The organism is Pseudomonas sp. NFACC42-2, from assembly GCF_900116055.1.
GTDB lineage: Bacteria > Pseudomonadota > Gammaproteobacteria > Pseudomonadales > Pseudomonadaceae > Aquipseudomonas > Aquipseudomonas marginalis.
This window is the reverse complement of record NZ_FOZO01000026.1, coordinates 63607-80645: the sequence shown is the minus strand read 5'-3', so window position 1 is coordinate 80645 and position 17039 is coordinate 63607. Positions and strand designations below refer to the sequence as shown.

The following is a 17039-nucleotide window of genomic DNA, read 5'->3' as shown; positions in this document are numbered from 1 at the left end:
ACTTCAAACGCGGCCATGCCCAGGTACGGCACGTCCTCCATGAAGTTGCCCTTGGCGTCGACAAAGCGGTCATCCACGGCAATCACTTTCAAGCCATTGGCCTTGGCCTTGGCGACGATGGCCGGGCCCAGGGACACGTCCGGCGGGCAGATCACAAAGCCCTTGGCGCCATTGGCGGCCAGGCTGTCGATGGCCGAGAGGGTTTTCTCGCCATCGGGCACGGCGATCTTGATCACGGTAAAGCCATGTTCCTTGCCGGCTTTTTCGGCAAAGGCCCATTCGGTCTGGAACCACGGCTCCTCGGCCTGTTTGACCAGGAAGCCGATCTTCACTTCCTCGGCAAATGCGAAAGTACTGAGGCCGCTGAGCACGGCGGCGGCTGCCAGTACGCGTATTGCTTTTTTCATGAACGGCACCTCTTGTTGTTATTGGGAGTGGCAAGTTCTAGTCGTGGTACATCACCGACCGCCCGCCATCGATCATCAGGCAGGTGGCATTGATAAAGGGCGCCTCGTCGGTTGCCAGGAACAGCGCCGTCATCGCCACCTCGATGGGCTGGCCGATGCGCTTGGGCGGGTGCAGGTCGAACGCACGCTGGCGCTCGGCGTGGGGGTCGGGGAAACCGTTCCAGTAATCGACGTTGAGCTGGGTCTCGATATAACCCGGGGCGATGGCATTCACGCGGATGCCCTTGGGCGCGTATTCGATGCCAAGGGCGCGGGTAAGGCCGAGCAGGCCGTGCTTGGCCACGGGGTAAGGGAAGCAGCCGGGAATGATGTGGCTGGAATGGGTGGAAGCGATGTTGATGATGTTGCCGATGCCCTGCTCGAGCATGTGCGGCAACACCGTGCGGCAGCCGTACCAGGCGCCGTCGAGGTCGATGGCGAAGCAACGGCGCCAGTCTTCGTCGCTCATCTCCAGCGGGTCGCGGAACACGTTGACCCCGGCGCAGTTGACCAGCACATCCACCCGGCCGAAGCGCTCAATGGCCACATTGACCAGCGCCAGCCATTGCGCTTTGGAGGTGATATCGACCGACTGCGCGTAGATCTCGGCGCCGCGTTCGCGCCAGTGGGCAGCGACTTTTTCGACCTTTTCGCCCTGTATATCGGCGATCACCAGGCGCGCCTGCTGGGCCTGGAAACACGCGACGATCGCCTCACCAATGCCCTGAGCGGCGCCGGTGATGATCACCACCTTGTTCTTCAGGCGCTCGCCGTAGGTTGGCTCGGGCACGGCGGGTAATGACAACGGTTGGGCCTGCATCGCTTCACCTGTTTTATTTTTGGCAGTGAGTGCTGATGCAGACGACTATAAACCCATCATTTGAAATATCTCAATATATAAATTTGCATCCCATATAGTGAGCAAAATCAAAAAATAATGTGGGAGCAAGCCCCTCCCACATTTGATCTACAGTGCTTTCAAAACGGTGGCTTCAGCCGAGGGCAAAGTCCCGCAGCGCATCGCCTTCCATGCGATAACGCACCCACTCCTCCTGCGGCTGGGCGCCGATGGATTTGTAGAAGGCAATCGCCGGCTCGTTCCAATCCAGCACGCTCCACTCGAAGCGCGCGCACCCGTTATCAAAGGCAATCTTCGCCAAGTGGCGCAACAACTTCTTGCCCGCCCCGCCGCCACGTTGTTCCGGGTTGATGTACAAGTCTTCCAGGTACAGGCAGTTGCTGCCCAGCCACGTGGAATAGCTGAAAAAGAACACCGCAAACCCAATCGGCAAACCATCCCGCGAGCAGATCAGGCCATGGGCGGTGGCGCCCTCGCTGAACAGGCTGCGCTGGATGTCCACCACGCTGGCGATCACTTCATGCCGGGCTTTCTCGTACTCGGCGAGTTCGGTGATGAAAGTCAGGATCTGCGCAGCATCGCTGGGCACGGCGGGGCGAATCTCGATGGTCATGGGCGAGCCTTGGCAATTTCAAAGCACACATACTAAGGCGCTTTGATAACTGATTGCAGTGCAATTTATGGGGAACCCGGCAGCCGACACACAAAATCTTACAGGTGCCACGGCACCGTTCGTCGCCACCCAGGCACGATCATCAAGGCACAACTGACCAATAGAGGGTAAGGACATCAATCATATGGAGACACCCTCATGAAGCATTCCAAGTTTGCCGCCCTCGCATTTGCCGGCCTGTTGTCTTCGGTTTCGCTGAGTGGTTTCGCTGCCACGTCGTCCACCGGTCCTACCAACCCGGACGCCACCAGCGAATCGCAAAAATCCATGGGCACCGGCCTGGACACCAACGGTGGTGCGGTCATCGATAACACCAATGGTGCCGACCCGCATACCCAGGGTCACGACACCCAACGCCAGGCGCCAGCGGCCGTCGGCAACGGCAAAATGGGCCCTTCGGTGAATGAGCCGAAGATCAATAAAGGCGATGACTCGAACCTGCCGGGCGCGCCGAAACAGCCTGCGCCTTGATCCAGCGAACGATTCAAGACGAACACCCCATCATTTCCCAGTGAAGAGGTATGCATGAACGTCGATAGAAACCTTGAGAAAGAAGTCCTCACCCGCCTGCTGCATGCCCATCCGCAAGGCTTGGGCAAGGAGGTGCTGGACAACTACCGCGGCGAAAAAGAGGTTGCCAGTGTCTTGGCGTTTCTGCAGGACCGCGGGCTTATCAAGGATGGTCACGTGACCACCGACGACGCCGGTGAATATTCGTTGAACCTGCCGATCAAGCTGACCGCGTCTGGCGTGGACGAGGCGCGTAAGCTGGACGGCGAACGCACTCAGTAACCCATTTGTCTGGTCTGGCCCCGCTGTTGGGGCCAGAAGGAGTATTGCGATGCCTCGTGGAAGCAAAGCCAAATACACCCCCGAACAGAAGCGCCAGGCCGCGCGTATCGAAGAGAGTTACGCACATAAAGGCGTTCCCAAGGACGAAGCCGAAGCCCGGGCCTGGGCTACGGTGAACAAGCAGTCTGGCGGCGGTGAAAAAGCCGGCGGCTCCGGTCAGCGTAAAGCGCCCGCCAAGAAAGCCTCGGACCGGCATGAATCAGCCAAGCGCGCCGCCGCCAGCCGTGACGGCCACCCGCGCAGCAGCCGAGCCTCGCTGGGCACACAGACCAAGCAAAGCCTGCTCAAAGAAGCCCGGGCCAAAGATATTCCGGGGCGCTCGACCATGCGCAAGGAACAGCTGATCGAAGCGCTGCACAAAGCGGGCTGAACACGGATCCAAGTGTGGAGGGGGCTGGTTCCCTCCACACTTGTGATTTGTGTTCATTCGGCGACTAATGCGTCGACCTCGGAGGTGCCGGGCGACGTAGCGGGCCCCCAGCGCGTGACCGCCAGCGCCGCCGCCGCATTCGCTCGACGGGCGGCTGCAACAGGTTTCAAACCCTGTGCCAACCCGGCAATAAATACCCCCGCATGTGCATCCCCGGCGCCATTGCTGTCCACCGCCTGGACCTTGAAGCCAGGCACATGCTCGATCTGACCCGCACGCCCCACCCAGCAGCCATTCGGTCCGTCACGCACCACCAATAGCGTCTCGGCGCGCAGGTGCTGGCTGAGCGCCGGCAACGCGGCAGCGATGTCCGCCGCGCCGGTAAACGCCAAGGCTTCAGGACCATTGCTGGTCCAGATATCGATACGTGGCAACAGCGCACCCATCAAGGCCGAATCCGGCGCTTTGACCAGCGGCCCCGGATCGAACACCACCACGACCTCCCGGGGCAGTGCCAGCAGCCAATCGATCAGCGCCTGGGCCTTGCCTTCCAGGAGCAGGCTGTAGCCACTGACGTAGACGTAGTCGTCGACACGCGGTACGACGGTGGTCAAATCCTCCTGGCTGAGTTCACCCTCGACGCCGATATGGGAAATGAACGTGCGCTCGGTAGTGGCTTCGGTCAGGGACACGCACAAGCCAGTGTCCTTTGCGCTGCTGGCCGCCAGGGCCATGTCAATGCCCTCGGCCTGCATCGCTGCGCGGGCCAGGTCGCCGAAGCGGCCAGTGCCGTGACGGCCCAGATAGACCACCGGCAAGCCATTGCGCCGCGCCGCCGCCATCACGTTGAAACCACCGCCGGCTTCGAAGCTGGCGGACTTGGCCAGCACGTCGCCGCCGGTCGCAGGCAAGGTGTCGAGGGCCATGACCAGGTCGACGATGACCTGGCCGGTGTGCAGCAATCTAGACATTAGGGCTCTCTACCAACGCCGGACGACGGTCAGCCGCGCCGCCCAGTACCGCATAAATCCCACCGGCAACCAGGAAAGTGACGATCCAGCCCAGGCCATTGTGGCCGAGCCAGGAGTCGGACAACGGCCCGGCGAACCAGATATTCTCGGCGGTGGTGCCGATGGTGGTGAAGCTGAAACCCAGCACGATGGCCACGGCCCAGGCGCCGAAGGCGCGCCATTCCACACCGCCGCGATACCAGTAGGCGCTGCTCGGGCTCACGTCCAGCAGGTCCTTGGGGCTGTAGTAGTGACGATGGATCAGGTCGACCACGAAGATCCCCACCCACGCGGTGATCGGCACCGCCAGCAACGAGATGAAGGTGATGAACGGGCCGTAGAAACTGTCGGCGATCAGCATGAAGTAGATGGAACCGGCGAAGATCGCCACGATGTCGACGATCACCGCATGCACGCGCTTGACCTTCAGGCCAAGGGTCAAGGTGGTGAGGCCGGCCGAATACACCGACAGGTTGTTCGACAGCAGCAGCCCGCCAAACGCGGTGATCAGGTACGGCACCGCCATCCAGGTGGGCAGCATGTCGCGGATCGCGATGATCGGGTCAGTGGCCGCGGCCAGGTCGTTGTTGCCAACCGACAGCAAGCCGCCGAGGGTAATCAGCAACACCAGCGGAATGCCCGCACCAAATGCCGCCGACGCCACCAGGCGCACGGCCGTGACGCTGCGGTGCTGGTAGCGCGACATGTCGGCACCGGCGTTGGCCCAGCCGATACCGGTACCGGCGGCCATGGTACCGACGCCGATGATCATCGCGCTCAGCGGTGCCGGGGTGGCGTTGAACACCGCGCTCCAGTCGATGGTGGCGCAGAGGAAACCGCCCACCAGGATATTCAACGCGCCGAACACATAGGTGGCCCACTTCTGGATCACCAGCAAGGTGGCGTGGCCCAGGCCCGATACGGCCAAGGTCAGCAACACGAAAATGCCGATGAAGATCAGGGTGAGGACCGGTGCGCTTTTCGCCTCCACCGCAGAGCCGAACAGAATCGAACACAACGACAGCAACACGAAGGCCGCCGTGGTGGTGTTGACGGTTTCCCAGCCCAGGCGCGACATCAACGACACCAGCGTCGGGCCGATATTGCCGCGCACGCCGAAGATGGCGCGGGACAAGGTCAGGCTGGGAGCACGACCGCGACGGCCGGCGATGGAGATGATGCCCACCACGGCGAACGAGCCCGCGGCGCCAAGGATCGCGACGATAATTGCCTGCCAGATGGCCAGGCCGCGAAACGCCACGAGGGTGGCGCCGAGGGGCAGGCCGAGGATGCTGATATTGGCGGCGAACCACACCCAGAACAGTTGCAGTGGATGGCCGTTGCACTCGCCTTCAGGGACCGGTTCGATACCGCGGGTTTCCAATTGCCCGGCGCTTTGGCCGGAAGAAGTGCTGCTCATGAGTGGTGCTCCTGGTGCCTGTATTGTTGTGGTTGTGGCGGATATGCGGTCTTCCTGACTCAGCGCAATGCGAGCAAGCCTTGAACCAGCGGCTGCAGATCGAGGCCATTGACCTGCTTGACCTGCTCGATCATCGATTCGGGCCAGCACCGCAGGCCGAGGCAGGCACCGAGCATCGCGCCGAGCATCGCGGCAATCGTGTCGGTATCGCCACCCAGGCTGGCAGCCAGGCACAGGGCTTCGAACGCATTCATGGCCCCCACCGCCACTTGCTGGGCGAGGGCAAACGACACCACCACCGATTCCTGGGAGGCGACGGAGGTGCCAATCAATTCATACAGCAGGTCGGCGAACAGGGCTGTGTCGCCGCTGCCGACGCTCAGGGTCCGCGCCCAACTGATACGGGTGGAGATGCGCCCGCCGGCAATCCAATGGCCATGGCCTTCCGCCTGTTGAGCCACCTGGGTGCCGATATTCAAGGCCTCACCCAAGTCCACACCGTTGATGCCTGCGGACACCACCGCCGCCACTGCCGCGGCGCTGGAGATGCCCAGGGTGGTGTTGTGGGTGACCTGGCAGGCCTGGATCACCGCCTGGATAAATCGCGCCGGGTCGCTGACATCGGCGGCGATCCCCACGGGCGTGATGCGCATGGCGGCACCATTGGTGGTGCCGTAGCGCCCGGACTCTTCCGGGGTATGGCCGTTGAGGATCATGTCGATTGCACGTTTGGTGGAAGGGCCAAGCAGATCCTGGGAGCCCTTGGCGCGCATCACCGCTTCCCAATCGATCAGGCGTCGCGCGAGCACGGCGGGGTCGATCTTGCCTTGGCCCTCGACCAGCAGCTCACCCACCAGGATCGCTTGCTCGGTGTCATCGGTGATGGAGCCCGCCGGCATATTGGGCGCGATGGGTTGGTCGGCGTCGGCATCTTCCAGGCCGGTAATGGCACCGAAGCGCTGTTGCACTTGCTCACGGCTCAGGGATTGGGTGGGCATGCCCAGGGCATCGCCTAACGCCAGGCCGTAGAAAGCGCCGAGGGCGCGGGTATTGGGGGTCATTTTGAAGATCCAAATTGCAGGTGCAGGCGAAAGTGCAGAGGGTCGAGCAGGCTTTCGACATACTCCATGAAGCGCTCACGACGATCGTAGGTGGTGCGCGAGGCCTTGAGGAACACCGTGCCCACCGGGCGGCCAAGCAACTCGGCGTCTTCTTCGCCGAGGGGCTCGGCGCCGATCCATTGGTCACCGTCGGCACCGACGTAACCGTAGGCTGCCAGGGTAATGGTCAGGGAATTGTCGATCAGCCCAATGCGCGGCAGGCTTTCCAGGCCACCGGACGCGGGCATCAGCGAGCGCTCAAGGGATACGGCCGTGCCATCAGTCGTGCGGCGACGGCGGTCGAGGGCGATAAATTGGTCGGTGCCGAAGCGACTGAACAGATCGGCGCGCGTCACCGCTTCCAGGCGCAGTATATCGGTGGTCACCAGGGCCCCGGTGTCCGCCAGGGCCTGGGCCCAACCACTGGTTTGATCCAGCGCCATGCCATCAAATGTGACGATGGAGCCCACGCCGCTCTGGGTCGCGATGTAATTGCGCCTTTTGAGTTCGGCGAGGGCTTCACGCAGCGTACCCCGGCTGACCGCAAACTCTTCAGCCAGTTGATGCTCGCCCGGCAACAGGAAACCGTCGGCCATCACCCCTCCCTCGATACGGCGGATGAGCTCGTCGACGACGCGTTTTTTCTTATCAAATCGGACATGTCTAATCATGTACAAATTGATAACCGAAAGCGGCCATTTGCAGCAAGCGAATTATTTCAGGGAGATGAAAAAACCGGCTTCACGGCTCCAGGCCAATACGGAAAAACTCGCCGCCGCTCCATACGCCAAGCCAGTTCTGACCATTGATCGGACGGCTCACAGCCAACTCCACCAATTGGTAGAACACATTGCGATGCACCAGGGCTTCGAGGTTGGTACGCACGCGCAGATAGGGGGACGGTTCCTGGGTGACGGGGTCGATCACCACCCGCAGTGGATGCTCAATATCGGCTGCCACCTGTTCGTCGACGTTGGTGGTGAAACGCAGCACCTGGCTTTCGGCCTGCCCTTCGACGTCGAGGGTAACCGCGACAAAGGGCGCATCATCGACGGTGATACCGACTTTTTCCACCGGGGTGATCAGGAAGTAATCATCGCCATCGCGGCGGATGATATTAGAGAACAATTTGACCATCGGCTTACGCCCGATCGGCGTGCTTTGGTAGAACCAGGTGCCGTCACGGGCGATGCGCATGTCGATGTGGCCGCAGAAATCCGGGTTCCACAGATGCACCGGCGCCGGTCCCTTGCCCTTGGGCAACTGAGCCAACAGATCGTTGGCCTTGGCGGAATCGGTCATGGTGTTCTCCTCGGTGTTACTGATCGCCCATGCCCAGCAGGCCTCGGGCGTACTGCGCCAAGGGGCGGGCAATCAGGTCTTCTGGCTTGTTGTCGTGGAACGTCAGTAAACCGCCACGACTGCGAATACGTGCAGTATCAATCAAATACTGGGTGCTGGTCTCGATCAACATGATCTGGATGACGCCGTTGTCCAGGCCAAGTCGGTCCAGCGCCTCTTGATCAGCCCATTCGTCGGCGTTGCCGATACGGTCATCGGCCTTGGCGAAGCGGCAGTACAGCAGATAATGGGCACCCGCCGCACGGGCTTCGGCCATCGCCTGCTCCAGGCCTTCCGGCTGACGAGCACGACGCACCATGGGGAAGTATTCGACGAAACCGTTGAAGGCTTCCTCGGCCACCACATTCGGCCGCGGGTAGGCGCTGCCGGGGGGTACGAACGCACCCTGGGCGATAAAGACAAAGGAATCCGGCTGTATGCGCACCGAGGCAGTCCGACGAGTGTCGCTGTGGTCCAGCAACCCGGCGTCGCTCATCTGATAACGGGTGCCTTCGGCCATATCGCTGACGGTCATGCAACCACTCAGCGTCAACGACGCCAGCAACAAAACCAGACTACGCATCCTAATCCTCCAGAAGCCGGTGACGGAAAACCGGCGAATGGGCACGAGATGCAGAATCCGCGCCATTTGGAAACAACGCAGAACTAAATGTGGGAGGGGGCTTGCGCCCTCCCACATTGGCTGATGTTTAATCTTGGGAAAGCATTATCCGCCGATGATCTTCATGACCGTCGCACCGCCGGAGAAGGCTACTTCCTGCTTGTCCCCCAAGGCCTTCATCAGCAGGCCTTGCAGGGCCGGCAGCGCCTGGTGGCGAGGCTTGTCCAACAGGTCGCCGACATAGTGACGGTTGCTCGACGACAGGCAGCCATGCAGCCAGCCGGTCGACGACAAGCGCAGCCGTGAACAGGTACGGCAGAACGGTACGCTTTCGTTGGCGATCACGCCGAAGAAGCCTTTGCCCGGCACCTCGTAGCGTACCGCCGTGGCATCCACGGGAGCGTTGGCTTGCAGGTATTCGTGGTGTTCGCCGATCAGGCCGAGCAGTTGTTGCAGGCTGACGAACTGCTGCAGGAATGCATTGGAGTCCTTGGCCAGGTGGCCCATGCGCATCAACTCGATAAAGCGCAGCTCGTAGCCACGCTCCAGGCAGTAATCGAGCAGCGGCATCACCTGGTCGAGGTTCTGGCCGCGCAACGGCACCATGTTGACCTTGATCTTGATCCCGGCGGCACGCGCCTGGTCCATGCCATCGAGCACGGTCGCCAGGTCGCCGCCACGGGCGATGCTGCGAAAGGCATCGGCATCCAGGGTGTCGAGGGAAACATTGATACGCCGAATCCCCGCATCCACCAGCAGCGGCAGTTTGCGCGCCAGCAACTGGCCGTTGGTGGTCAGGCTGATGTCGCTGAGGCCCATGCCGCCCACCGCGCCCATGAAGGCTTCCAGCTTGGGGCTGACCAGCGGTTCGCCGCCGGTGATACGCAAGCGGTCGATGCCCGCGGCCTCGATCAGGTAGGCCACGCCACGGGCCATGGCCTCGGCCGAGAGTTCGTCCTGGGCAGCCACCAGCCGCTTGCCGTTCGGCACGCAGTAGGTACACGCGTAATTGCAGGCTGAGGTCAGGCTGATCCGCAAATTGCGAAAACGCCTGCCTTGACGATCAACGATCATGGATCACTCCGGCAGAGGATGATTCGGGCGCGCTAAAAACTGACTGATAAATCAGCTTTTAGCAAGATCCTTGCCTGAGTATATTCCTGGGTTACTGCGCCTGGCAGCAAATCATTACGTGGCCGGGGTTTCGACGGGGGCCGCTTCAACCTGTGCCGGCTCGGAGCTGTGCTTGCGCTTGTTGCCCATGCGCACACCGATATCCATCAGGAACTGGAAGAAACCTTCCTGGTCTTCCAGCACATTGCTCCAGAACGGCGAGTGGTACAGCGCCACGGCGCCGTGCACCAAGGCCCAGGCGGCGCAGTAGTGGAAGTACGGCGGTACGTCTTCAAGCTTGCCTTCGCTGATGCGGCCCTTGATCAGCAGGGTCAGGCGCTCGAAGTTCGAGGCGCGGATCTTGTGCAGCTCCTCGACCATCTCCGGCACTTGATGGCCCTTGACCACCTTCTCTTCCAGGCGGTCGAACAGGCGGTAGCGCTGCGGGTCGCGCATGCGGAACTCGAAGTAGGCGCGGGACAGGGCCTCCTTGTCCTTGTCGACATCGGCCGAATGCAGCAGCTCGTTCAAGTCGCGCTCATAGTCGAGCATCAGGCGCAGGTAGATCTCGGCCTTGGACTTGAAGTGTTTGTAGATCGTGCCTTTGCCGATACCCACGGCATCCGCGATCATCTCGACGGTGACGCTGTCTTCGCCTTGTTCGAGGAACAACTTGAGTGCGGTGTCGAGAATTTCCTGCTCACGGCGGCGAAACTCACGGACCTTACGGGGTTCTTTGTGCATGAGGAAGAGGTCTGCAAAGGTCGGAATAGGGAGGGCTGCGCAGGGCCACGAATACATGGCGATACGATTTACCCAGTGCGAGGGATTATCCCGACTGAACGGTCGTTGGGCAACGTCTATGTGAACCCGCCCTGCACTTTACTTTCAAGGCGCCAACGTTTTCATGCCTGTCAGTCAGAAATAATACGCAACAACTGCACCCGTGCACCTGCCCAATGAGAACTCAAGCGAAGCGCATGTATTCCAAATCTGTTTAAAAAACGATCAGTCGCGACTGGACTGAATCAGATACTGATCAATACTTGAACTGTCGGCGTGACATCTCCCCCAAGTGAAGCGCCGACCTGGGTACCGACGGACTGTGTGCCCTTGTTTTACTCCTAATGGTCTTAACCCGGATTCCCCCCCCAGAACCCGGGTTTTTTTTGCCTGCGATTCAGTCCTGTCATGCAGCAACGCGGGCCAGCGGGAACAGGCGCTTGAAGTTCTCGGTGGTCTGCTCGGCAAAGCGCTCATAGGACTCACCGCGCAGCATCGCCAGGTAGTCCGCCACATCCCGCACATATTCAGGCAGGTTCGGTTTGCCACGATGGGGAATCGGCGCCAGGTACGGCGAGTCGGTTTCCACCAGCAGGCGGTCGGCTGGCACCTGGCGCGCCACGTCGCGCAGGGCATCGGCATTGCGGAAAGTGACAATGCCCGACAGGGAAATATAGAACCCCAGGTCGAGTGCGGCCCTGGCCATGTCCCAATCCTCGGTAAAGCAATGCAACACGCCGGCCTGGGGCAACGCGGCTTCGCGCAGCAGGGCCAGGGTGTCGGCACGGGCGCCACGGGTGTGGACGATCACCGGCTTGCCGGTTTGCCCGGCGGCCTGTAAATGCAGGCGAAACGAGGCCTGCTGCAACTCGGCGGCTTCCGGCTCGTAATGGTAGTCCAGGCCGGTTTCGCCAATGGCCACCACGCGCGGGTGATTGAGTTCGCCCAGCAGCCAGTCGAGGGCCGGGGCTTCGCCGGGCTTGAGGTCCAACGGGTGGATACCCACCGAGCAATCCACATCGGCATAACGCTCGGCCAGGGCTTTGACGTCGGCAGCATTGTCGGCGCTGACGCCAATGCACAGGAAATGCCCTACTCCACGCTGGCGTGCAGCGTCGAGGGCAGCATCCAGGGAGCCGCCGTGCTGGGCGAGGTCAAGGCGATCAAGGTGGCAATGGGAATCTACAAGCATAGGAAATTACGACTTAGGTCACGGAAAGTGTCTGGCCAACGATACACCCGTCGGCCAAGGAAATTAACGCCGGCCGAGCAAGCCAACCCACTGCACCAGCAGCGCTTCAAGCAACAGCACGCGGTTGAGGTTGGCCTTGCCGAGCACCTTCTGGCGCTGGGCGAGGATCCAGTCCTGGATAGTCAGTACCTTGTCCTGCGCACTTTTCTGCGCGAGGTATTGCACCACCTTGCGCATATCCGGCAGGCCCAGGCCGTTTTCATCCTGGGTCAACTGGTAGCGCAGGATCAGGCTCGACCAGTCACAGAACCAGTCGAACAGCAGCAGCAAGGGAATGTCCTTCCAGGCGCTTTCAGCCAACTGGGTGGCGGACAGCTCTTGCTTGAGCAGTTTTTTCACCCCATCCACAACCAGGGCGCGCTGCTCACGCACACCCTGGGCTTGCAGCTTGACGGCCGCCAGCGGGGAACCGGCCGCCAGGGTCAGCAACTCGACCCGCTCCTCTGCGGAGCAATCCGGCAGCGCCTTCGCCAGCCATTGCAGGCTCATGGCTTCGCTCGGCAACGGGCAGGCCTGCTGTACGCACCGGCTGCGAATGGTCGGCAACAAGCGGCTGGACTGGTGGCTCACCAGCAACAGCACCGTGTCGCCGGAGGGTTCCTCCAGGCTCTTGAGCAAGGCATTGGCGGCGTTGATGTTCATCGCCTCCACCGGCTCGATCAGCACCACCTTGCGCCCCCCCATCTGCGCGGTCTGCACCACGAAACTGACGAGGTCACGCACCTGGTCGACCTTGATCGCCTTATCGGCTTCCTCGGGTTCGAGCAGGTAGTTGTCCGGGTGGCTGCCGGCCTTGAGCAACAGGCAGGATTTGCACGCGCCGCAAGCTTCAAGGTTGACCGGGCGCTGGCACAGCAGGCTGGCCATGAGTCGCTCAGCCAGATCGCGCTTACCAATCCCGGTCGGCCCATGCAGCAGATAGGCGTGGGCGTGCTGGGCACGGCCGGCCAACTGCTGCCAGAGACTGTCCTGCCATGGGTAGGCTTCAGCCACGGGCGCGCTCCAACAGCTTGGGTAACAGGGCGTCGATGGCCTGCTGCACTTGCGTCAACGGCTGGGCCGCGTCCAGCAGGTGGTAGCGCGCCGGTTCAGCCTGGGCGCGCTTGAGAAACGCGCTGCGCACAGCATCGAAAAACCCCTGGCCTTCCAGTTCGAAACGGTCGAGACGCCCACGGGCGCTGGCGCGGGCCATGCCCACCGCCACCGGCAGGTCGAACAACAGGGTCAGGTCGGGACGTAGATCACCCTGCACAAAGGTTTCCAAGGTGGCGATACGCGCCAGGGACAAACCCCGGCCACCGCCCTGGTAGGCATACGTGGAATCGGTAAAACGGTCGCAGATCACCACGGCACCGCGGGCCAGGGCCGGACGAATCACCTCGGCCAGGTGCTGGGCACGGGCAGCGAACACCAGCAGCAGCTCGGTGTCCGGGTTCATCTGCTCTTCGCCTGGGGCCAGCAACACGTCACGGATGCGCTCGGCCAGTGGCGTACCGCCGGGCTCACGGGTCAACACCACCTCGACACCTTCAGCCCGCAAGCGGCCGGCCAGGTAATCGCGGTTGGTGCTTTTGCCGGCGCCTTCGGGGCCTTCCAGGGTAATAAACAAGCCAGTCACAGGCAGTCCTTAGTCAGAGTCATTGCGGGCTTTGCGGCGCGGCGTCATCCGGCGCGGGCTCGGCGGGTGCATCAGCAGGCGGCGTCAGGTCTTCCGGCGGTTTTACCAGCGGTGCCGGGCTTGAGCGGTAATCGGCGCGGCGTTTGAGCTGGAACTCACGCACAGCGGCATTATGCGCACCCAGGTCATCGGAGAAAATATGGCTGCCGTCGCCACGGGCGACGAAATACAGGCTGCTGCCCGGCACCGGGTTCAACGCGGCATGGATCGCCTCGCGGCCGACCATGGCGATGGGTGTCGGCGGCAGGCCGGCCACCATGTAGGTGTTATAGGGGTTGGCTTCCTTGAGATGCGCACGGGTCAACTTGCCGTTGTAGCGCTCGCCCAGGCCGTAGATCACGGTGGGGTCGGTCTGCAGCAGCATGCCGATCTTCAGGCGGCGTACGAATACCCCGGCAATCTGCCCGCGCTCTTCCGGCACACCGGTCTCTTTCTCCACCAGGGAGGCCATGATCAAGGCTTGATAGGGGTCGGTATAGGGCACGTCGGCGGCGCGCTTGCTCCACTCCTGGGCGAGGACATCATCCAGGCGGTTATAGGCTTTCTTCAGGAACTCGACATCGGTCATGCCGCGCACGAAGCGGTAGGTATCCGGGAAGAACCGACCTTCGGGGAACACGCCAGGATGGCCAAGCTTGTCCATCACTTCGCTGTCACTCAGGCCCGCCAGGGTCTGCACGATCTTTTCATGCTTGGCCAGGGCCGAACGCACCTGGCGGAAATTCCAACCCTCCACCAGCGTCAGGCTGTATTGCACCACTTCGCCGCGCTGCCACAGGCCGATCAGGCCTTCGGCGGTCATGCCCGGGGTCATGCGGTATTCACCGCTGTGCAGCGGTTGACCGTCCAGGTTGAAGCGCCAATACAGGCGCAACCAGAACGCGCCGTCGAGCACGCCATCGGCTTCCAGGCGATTGAAGGTCCCGGTGGGCGTCGCCCCGGCCGGCACATCGAGCAATTGCTCCTGGGTCAGATTCAACGGCTGCTTCAAGGCAGCGTCATATTTCCACGCGGAAAACCCCAACAGCAAAGCCGCCGAGAACAGACCGATCAGCAGCAGTACAACCAGTTTTCGTATCAACTCAAATATCCAATAGCGCGCGAACAATGCCCTGCAGTTTACGGGTGAGCGGCCCAACCGACCAGCTCATCGCAGCGTATCCACGCACCGGCCAAATGCCATAAACGCTGTTGCATACAAAGACTTCGTCGGCCTCCCGCAATTGCTCGAGGCTGATGTCGGCCACGGCCACCGGGATGCCCAGGGCGCTCGCCTGAGCCAGAATCTCGGCGCGCATGACGCCTGCAACGCCGCAACGATTCAGATCGGCGGTTAGTAACAAGCCATTACTTACCAGGAACAGGTTGCTGAATACGCCTTCGATGACACGCCCGGACACATCCAGCATCAACCCTTCGGCATGTTCGGCATCCTGCCATTCCGCACGGGCGATCACCTGCTCGAGGCGATTGAGGTGCTTGAGACCGGCCAGCAACGGCTGCTCGGCCAGGCGGGTGGCACACGCAAACAGACGAACACCGTCGGTTCCATGGGCCTGGGGATAGGTCGCAGGCGGACTGCCCTGCAAGATGCGGCGCACAGGGGCCTCGGGGTTGCTGCCATAACCGCGCAGGCTGTCGCCGCGGGTGAGGATCAGCTTGAGGACACCGTCGCCGAGAGCGGCAGCATAGGCCTGCACTTCGCTGCGGACCAGCACCTGATCCACAACGAAAGCGAGGCGCCTGCAGCCCTCATCCAGGCGCTGCAGGTGACGGTCAAGCAGCACGGGCTGCCCGGCCTTGACGGCGATGGTCTCGAACAGGCCATCACCGTACGCCAGGCCGCGATCTTTCAGGGGCACGCTGTCCGCTGGCTGACCGTCGACCCAGCTGTGCATCACTCGGCGAACCGGCGGAACACCAGGGAACCGTTGGTGCCACCGAAGCCGAACGAGTTGGAGATCGCAACGTCGATCGGCATCTGCTGCGGCTCATGCGGCACGAAGTTCAGGTCGCAGCCTTCGTCCGGCTCATCGAGGTTGATGGTCGGCGGAGCGACCTGGTCCTTGATGGCCATCACGCTGAAGATCGCCTCGACCGCGCCCGCCGCGCCCAAGAGGTGGCCGGTCATGGACTTGGTGGAGCTGACCGCCAGCTTGTAGGCGTGCTCGCCGAACACCGACTTGATGGCTTCGGCTTCCGCCAGGTCGCCCGTCGGGGTCGAGGTGCCATGGGCATTGATGTACTGCACCTGGTCCGGGTTGACCTTGGCATCGCGCAAGGCATTGGTGATGCACCGCGCAGCGCCGGCACCGTCGGACGGTGGCGAGGTCATGTGATAGGCGTCGCCGCTCATGCCAAACCCGATCAACTCGGCGTAGATGGTGGCACCACGCGCCTTGGCGTGCTCCAACTCTTCGAGCACCAGGGCACCGGCGCCGTCGGCCAGTACAAAGCCGTCACGGCCCTTGTCCCACGGACGGCTGGCACGGGTCGGCTCGTCATTGCGGGTCGACAGGGCACGGGACGCGCCAAAGCCGCCCATTCCCAGCCCACAGGCAGCCATTTCAGCACCACCGGCGATCATCACGTCGGCTTCGTCATAGGCGATGTTACGCGCCGCCATGCCAATGCAGTGGGTACCCGTGGTGCACGCGGTGGCAATCGCGTAGTTAGGCCCCTGCGCACCCAAGTGGATGGACAGGAAACCGGAAATCATATTGATGATCGAGCCAGGCACGAAGAACGGTGAAATTCGACGAGGGCCGGAATCATGCAGCGTGCGGCTGGTTTCTTCGATATTGGTCAAACCGCCAATACCCGAACCCATGGCCACACCGATGCGCTCACGGTTGGCGTCGGTCACTTCCAGGCCAGCGTTACGCACTGCCTGGAAACCGGCTGCCAGGCCGTATTGAATGAACAGGTCGAGCTTGCGGGACTCCTTGATCGAGAGATATTCCTCGACATTGAACCCCTTTACCGAGCCGCCAAAACGGGTGGAATAGGCAGAAAGGTCCGTGTGTTCGATCAGACCAATACCACTGCGGCCAGCCAGAATGCCCTGCCAACTGCTCGGCACATCCGTACCCAGTGGCGACAACATACCCATACCGGTGACTACGACGCGTCTACGCGACACAGCACTCTCCTTTTTCTAATGACGACACTTTGCTTCAGAGCTTACTTTTCATCAGCGCTAAAGAAAAAACCGCACGCCGTTACAGCAGTGCGGTTTTTCCCTAACAGCAGGCGACGACTACAAACTATTACGCCTGGTGGTTCGTAACGTAGTCGATAGCAGCTTGAACAGTAGTGATTTTTTCAGCTTCTTCGTCCGGGATTTCGGTCTCGAATTCCTCTTCCAGAGCCATCACCAGCTCAACGGTGTCAAGGGAATCGGCACCCAGGTCTTCTACGAAGGAAGCAGTATTGACCACTTCTTCTTCTTTGACGCCCAGTTGCTCGGCAACGATTTTCTTGACGCGCTCTTCGATGGTGCTCATACCTTGTTTAACTC

At 61.6% G+C, this 17039-nt stretch carries 21 protein-coding genes; 3 read left to right on the top strand and 18 right to left on the bottom strand.

Going from position 1 to position 17039, the window contains the following annotated elements:
* From BM416_RS27910 to BM416_RS27900, 3 genes are all read right to left on the bottom strand, one after another.
* The coding region (locus tag BM416_RS27910) for a substrate-binding domain-containing protein (RefSeq protein ID WP_139237785.1) at positions 1–407 on the bottom strand (407 nt) is incomplete at its 3' end.
* Positions 408–444: 37 nt separating this feature from the next.
* The gene (locus tag BM416_RS27905) at positions 445–1266 is read right to left on the bottom strand and encodes an SDR family oxidoreductase (RefSeq protein WP_092490124.1); all 822 of its coding nucleotides are present in this window, start codon (positions 1264–1266) and stop codon (positions 445–447) included.
* Positions 1267–1438: 172 nt separating this feature from the next.
* On the bottom strand, positions 1439–1918 hold the full coding sequence (locus tag BM416_RS27900) for a GNAT family N-acetyltransferase (RefSeq protein ID WP_027607824.1): 480 nt from the start codon (positions 1916–1918) through the stop codon (positions 1439–1441).
* Between the two features lie 198 nt (positions 1919–2116).
* On the opposite strand from BM416_RS27900, the gene BM416_RS27895 reads away from it, so the two are divergent.
* From BM416_RS27895 to BM416_RS27885, 3 genes are read left to right on the top strand one after another with little or no spacing between them, the layout of a single operon-like run.
* Entirely contained in the window at positions 2117–2449 is a 333-nt protein-coding gene (locus BM416_RS27895) for a hypothetical protein (RefSeq protein ID WP_092490123.1), read from the top strand.
* Between the two features lie 54 nt (positions 2450–2503).
* Positions 2504–2770, top strand: a complete 267-nt coding sequence (locus BM416_RS27890; RefSeq protein WP_092490122.1) for a hypothetical protein — start codon at positions 2504–2506, stop codon at positions 2768–2770.
* A gap of 49 nt (positions 2771–2819) precedes the next feature.
* Positions 2820–3200, top strand: a complete 381-nt coding sequence (locus tag BM416_RS27885) for a termination factor Rho (protein WP_092490121.1) — start codon at positions 2820–2822, stop codon at positions 3198–3200.
* 53 nt (positions 3201–3253) lie between these two features.
* Here the strand turns inward: BM416_RS27885 and BM416_RS27880 are convergent, their stop codons facing one another.
* The 15 genes from BM416_RS27880 to acpP form a co-directional block, all read right to left on the bottom strand.
* Positions 3254–4171, bottom strand: coding sequence for a PfkB family carbohydrate kinase (locus BM416_RS27880; protein ID WP_092490120.1), 918 nt, complete (start codon positions 4169–4171; stop codon positions 3254–3256).
* Positions 4164–5630, bottom strand: a complete 1467-nt coding sequence (locus tag BM416_RS27875; RefSeq protein WP_065939052.1) for a purine-cytosine permease family protein — start codon at positions 5628–5630, stop codon at positions 4164–4166. The genes BM416_RS27880 and BM416_RS27875 overlap by 8 nt, the downstream gene beginning before the upstream one ends.
* 59 nt (positions 5631–5689) lie before the next feature.
* The gene (locus BM416_RS27870) at positions 5690–6691 is read right to left on the bottom strand and encodes an ADP-ribosylglycohydrolase family protein (protein ID WP_092490119.1); all 1002 of its coding nucleotides are present in this window, start codon (positions 6689–6691) and stop codon (positions 5690–5692) included.
* Entirely contained in the window at positions 6688–7401 is a 714-nt protein-coding gene (locus BM416_RS27865; RefSeq protein ID WP_092490118.1) for a GntR family transcriptional regulator, read from the bottom strand. The genes BM416_RS27870 and BM416_RS27865 overlap by 4 nt, the downstream gene beginning before the upstream one ends.
* Before the next feature lie 70 nt (positions 7402–7471).
* A complete protein-coding gene (locus BM416_RS27860; protein WP_092490117.1) occupies positions 7472–8032 on the bottom strand; it encodes a DUF1285 domain-containing protein in 561 nt (186 codons plus the stop codon).
* A 16-nt stretch (positions 8033–8048) separates the two neighbouring features.
* Complete coding sequence (locus BM416_RS27855) at positions 8049–8654, bottom strand: DUF4823 domain-containing protein (protein ID WP_027607816.1); 606 nt, start codon at positions 8652–8654, stop codon at positions 8049–8051.
* A 144-nt stretch (positions 8655–8798) separates the two neighbouring features.
* Complete coding sequence (locus BM416_RS27850; protein ID WP_027607815.1) at positions 8799–9767, bottom strand: GTP 3',8-cyclase MoaA; 969 nt, start codon at positions 9765–9767, stop codon at positions 8799–8801.
* Positions 9768–9881: 114 nt separating this feature from the next.
* The gene (locus BM416_RS27845) at positions 9882–10550 is read right to left on the bottom strand and encodes a TetR/AcrR family transcriptional regulator (RefSeq protein ID WP_092490116.1); all 669 of its coding nucleotides are present in this window, start codon (positions 10548–10550) and stop codon (positions 9882–9884) included.
* Between the two features lie 445 nt (positions 10551–10995).
* Positions 10996–11781: a TatD family hydrolase gene (locus tag BM416_RS27840; RefSeq protein ID WP_092490115.1), complete on the bottom strand. Its 786-nt coding sequence runs from the start codon at positions 11779–11781 to the stop codon at positions 10996–10998.
* 63 nt (positions 11782–11844) lie between these two features.
* The gene (locus BM416_RS27835) at positions 11845–12834 is read right to left on the bottom strand and encodes a DNA polymerase III subunit delta' (RefSeq protein ID WP_092490114.1); all 990 of its coding nucleotides are present in this window, start codon (positions 12832–12834) and stop codon (positions 11845–11847) included.
* Positions 12827–13459, bottom strand: coding sequence for a dTMP kinase (tmk, locus tag BM416_RS27830; RefSeq protein WP_027607811.1), 633 nt, complete (start codon positions 13457–13459; stop codon positions 12827–12829). The genes BM416_RS27835 and tmk overlap by 8 nt, the downstream gene beginning before the upstream one ends.
* A gap of 19 nt (positions 13460–13478) precedes the next feature.
* Positions 13479–14600, bottom strand: coding sequence for an endolytic transglycosylase MltG (gene mltG, locus BM416_RS27825; RefSeq protein ID WP_092490113.1), 1122 nt, complete (start codon positions 14598–14600; stop codon positions 13479–13481).
* Position 14601: 1 nt separating this feature from the next.
* Positions 14602–15417 (bottom strand): aminodeoxychorismate lyase, encoded by an 816-nt coding sequence (gene pabC / locus BM416_RS27820; RefSeq protein ID WP_092490112.1) that lies wholly within the window; start codon positions 15415–15417, stop codon positions 14602–14604.
* Positions 15417–16661 carry a beta-ketoacyl-ACP synthase II gene (gene fabF, locus BM416_RS27815; protein WP_092490111.1) on the bottom strand — a complete coding sequence of 415 codons (1245 nt, stop codon included), beginning with the start codon at positions 16659–16661 and terminating at the stop codon, positions 15417–15419. Before fabF ends, pabC begins: the two co-directional genes overlap by 1 nt.
* A 127-nt stretch (positions 16662–16788) precedes the next feature.
* A complete protein-coding gene (gene acpP / locus BM416_RS27810) occupies positions 16789–17025 on the bottom strand; it encodes an acyl carrier protein (RefSeq protein ID WP_003442511.1) in 237 nt (78 codons plus the stop codon).
* Positions 17026–17039: the final 14 nt, after the last annotated feature.

Excerpts from the sequence above, each read along its gene's own strand:
- BM416_RS27855 (WP_027607816.1), bottom strand. The coding sequence starts at position 8,654 with ATGCGTAGTCTGGTTTTGTTGCTGGCGTCGTTGACGCTGAGTGGTTGC.
- BM416_RS27885 (WP_092490121.1), top strand. The coding sequence starts at position 2,820 with ATGCCTCGTGGAAGCAAAGCCAAATACACCCCCGAACAGAAGCGCCAG.
- BM416_RS27840 (WP_092490115.1), bottom strand. The coding sequence starts at position 11,781 with ATGCTTGTAGATTCCCATTGCCACCTTGATCGCCTTGACCTCGCCCAG.
- BM416_RS27905 (WP_092490124.1), bottom strand. The coding sequence starts at position 1,266 with ATGCAGGCCCAACCGTTGTCATTACCCGCCGTGCCCGAGCCAACCTAC.
- BM416_RS27890 (WP_092490122.1), top strand. The coding sequence starts at position 2,504 with ATGAACGTCGATAGAAACCTTGAGAAAGAAGTCCTCACCCGCCTGCTG.
- BM416_RS27875 (WP_065939052.1), bottom strand. The coding sequence starts at position 5,630 with ATGAGCAGCACTTCTTCCGGCCAAAGCGCCGGGCAATTGGAAACCCGC.
- acpP (WP_003442511.1), bottom strand. The coding sequence starts at position 17,025 with ATGAGCACCATCGAAGAGCGCGTCAAGAAAATCGTTGCCGAGCAACTG.
- BM416_RS27865 (WP_092490118.1), bottom strand. The coding sequence starts at position 7,401 with ATGATTAGACATGTCCGATTTGATAAGAAAAAACGCGTCGTCGACGAG.
- BM416_RS27870 (WP_092490119.1), bottom strand. The coding sequence starts at position 6,691 with ATGACCCCCAATACCCGCGCCCTCGGCGCTTTCTACGGCCTGGCGTTA.
- BM416_RS27845 (WP_092490116.1), bottom strand. The coding sequence starts at position 10,550 with ATGCACAAAGAACCCCGTAAGGTCCGTGAGTTTCGCCGCCGTGAGCAG.
- BM416_RS27850 (WP_027607815.1), bottom strand. The coding sequence starts at position 9,767 with ATGATCGTTGATCGTCAAGGCAGGCGTTTTCGCAATTTGCGGATCAGC.
- BM416_RS27880 (WP_092490120.1), bottom strand. The coding sequence starts at position 4,171 with ATGTCTAGATTGCTGCACACCGGCCAGGTCATCGTCGACCTGGTCATG.
- BM416_RS27900 (WP_027607824.1), bottom strand. The coding sequence starts at position 1,918 with ATGACCATCGAGATTCGCCCCGCCGTGCCCAGCGATGCTGCGCAGATC.
- pabC (WP_092490112.1), bottom strand. The coding sequence starts at position 15,417 with ATGCACAGCTGGGTCGACGGTCAGCCAGCGGACAGCGTGCCCCTGAAA.
- BM416_RS27895 (WP_092490123.1), top strand. The coding sequence starts at position 2,117 with ATGAAGCATTCCAAGTTTGCCGCCCTCGCATTTGCCGGCCTGTTGTCT.
- BM416_RS27860 (WP_092490117.1), bottom strand. The coding sequence starts at position 8,032 with ATGACCGATTCCGCCAAGGCCAACGATCTGTTGGCTCAGTTGCCCAAG.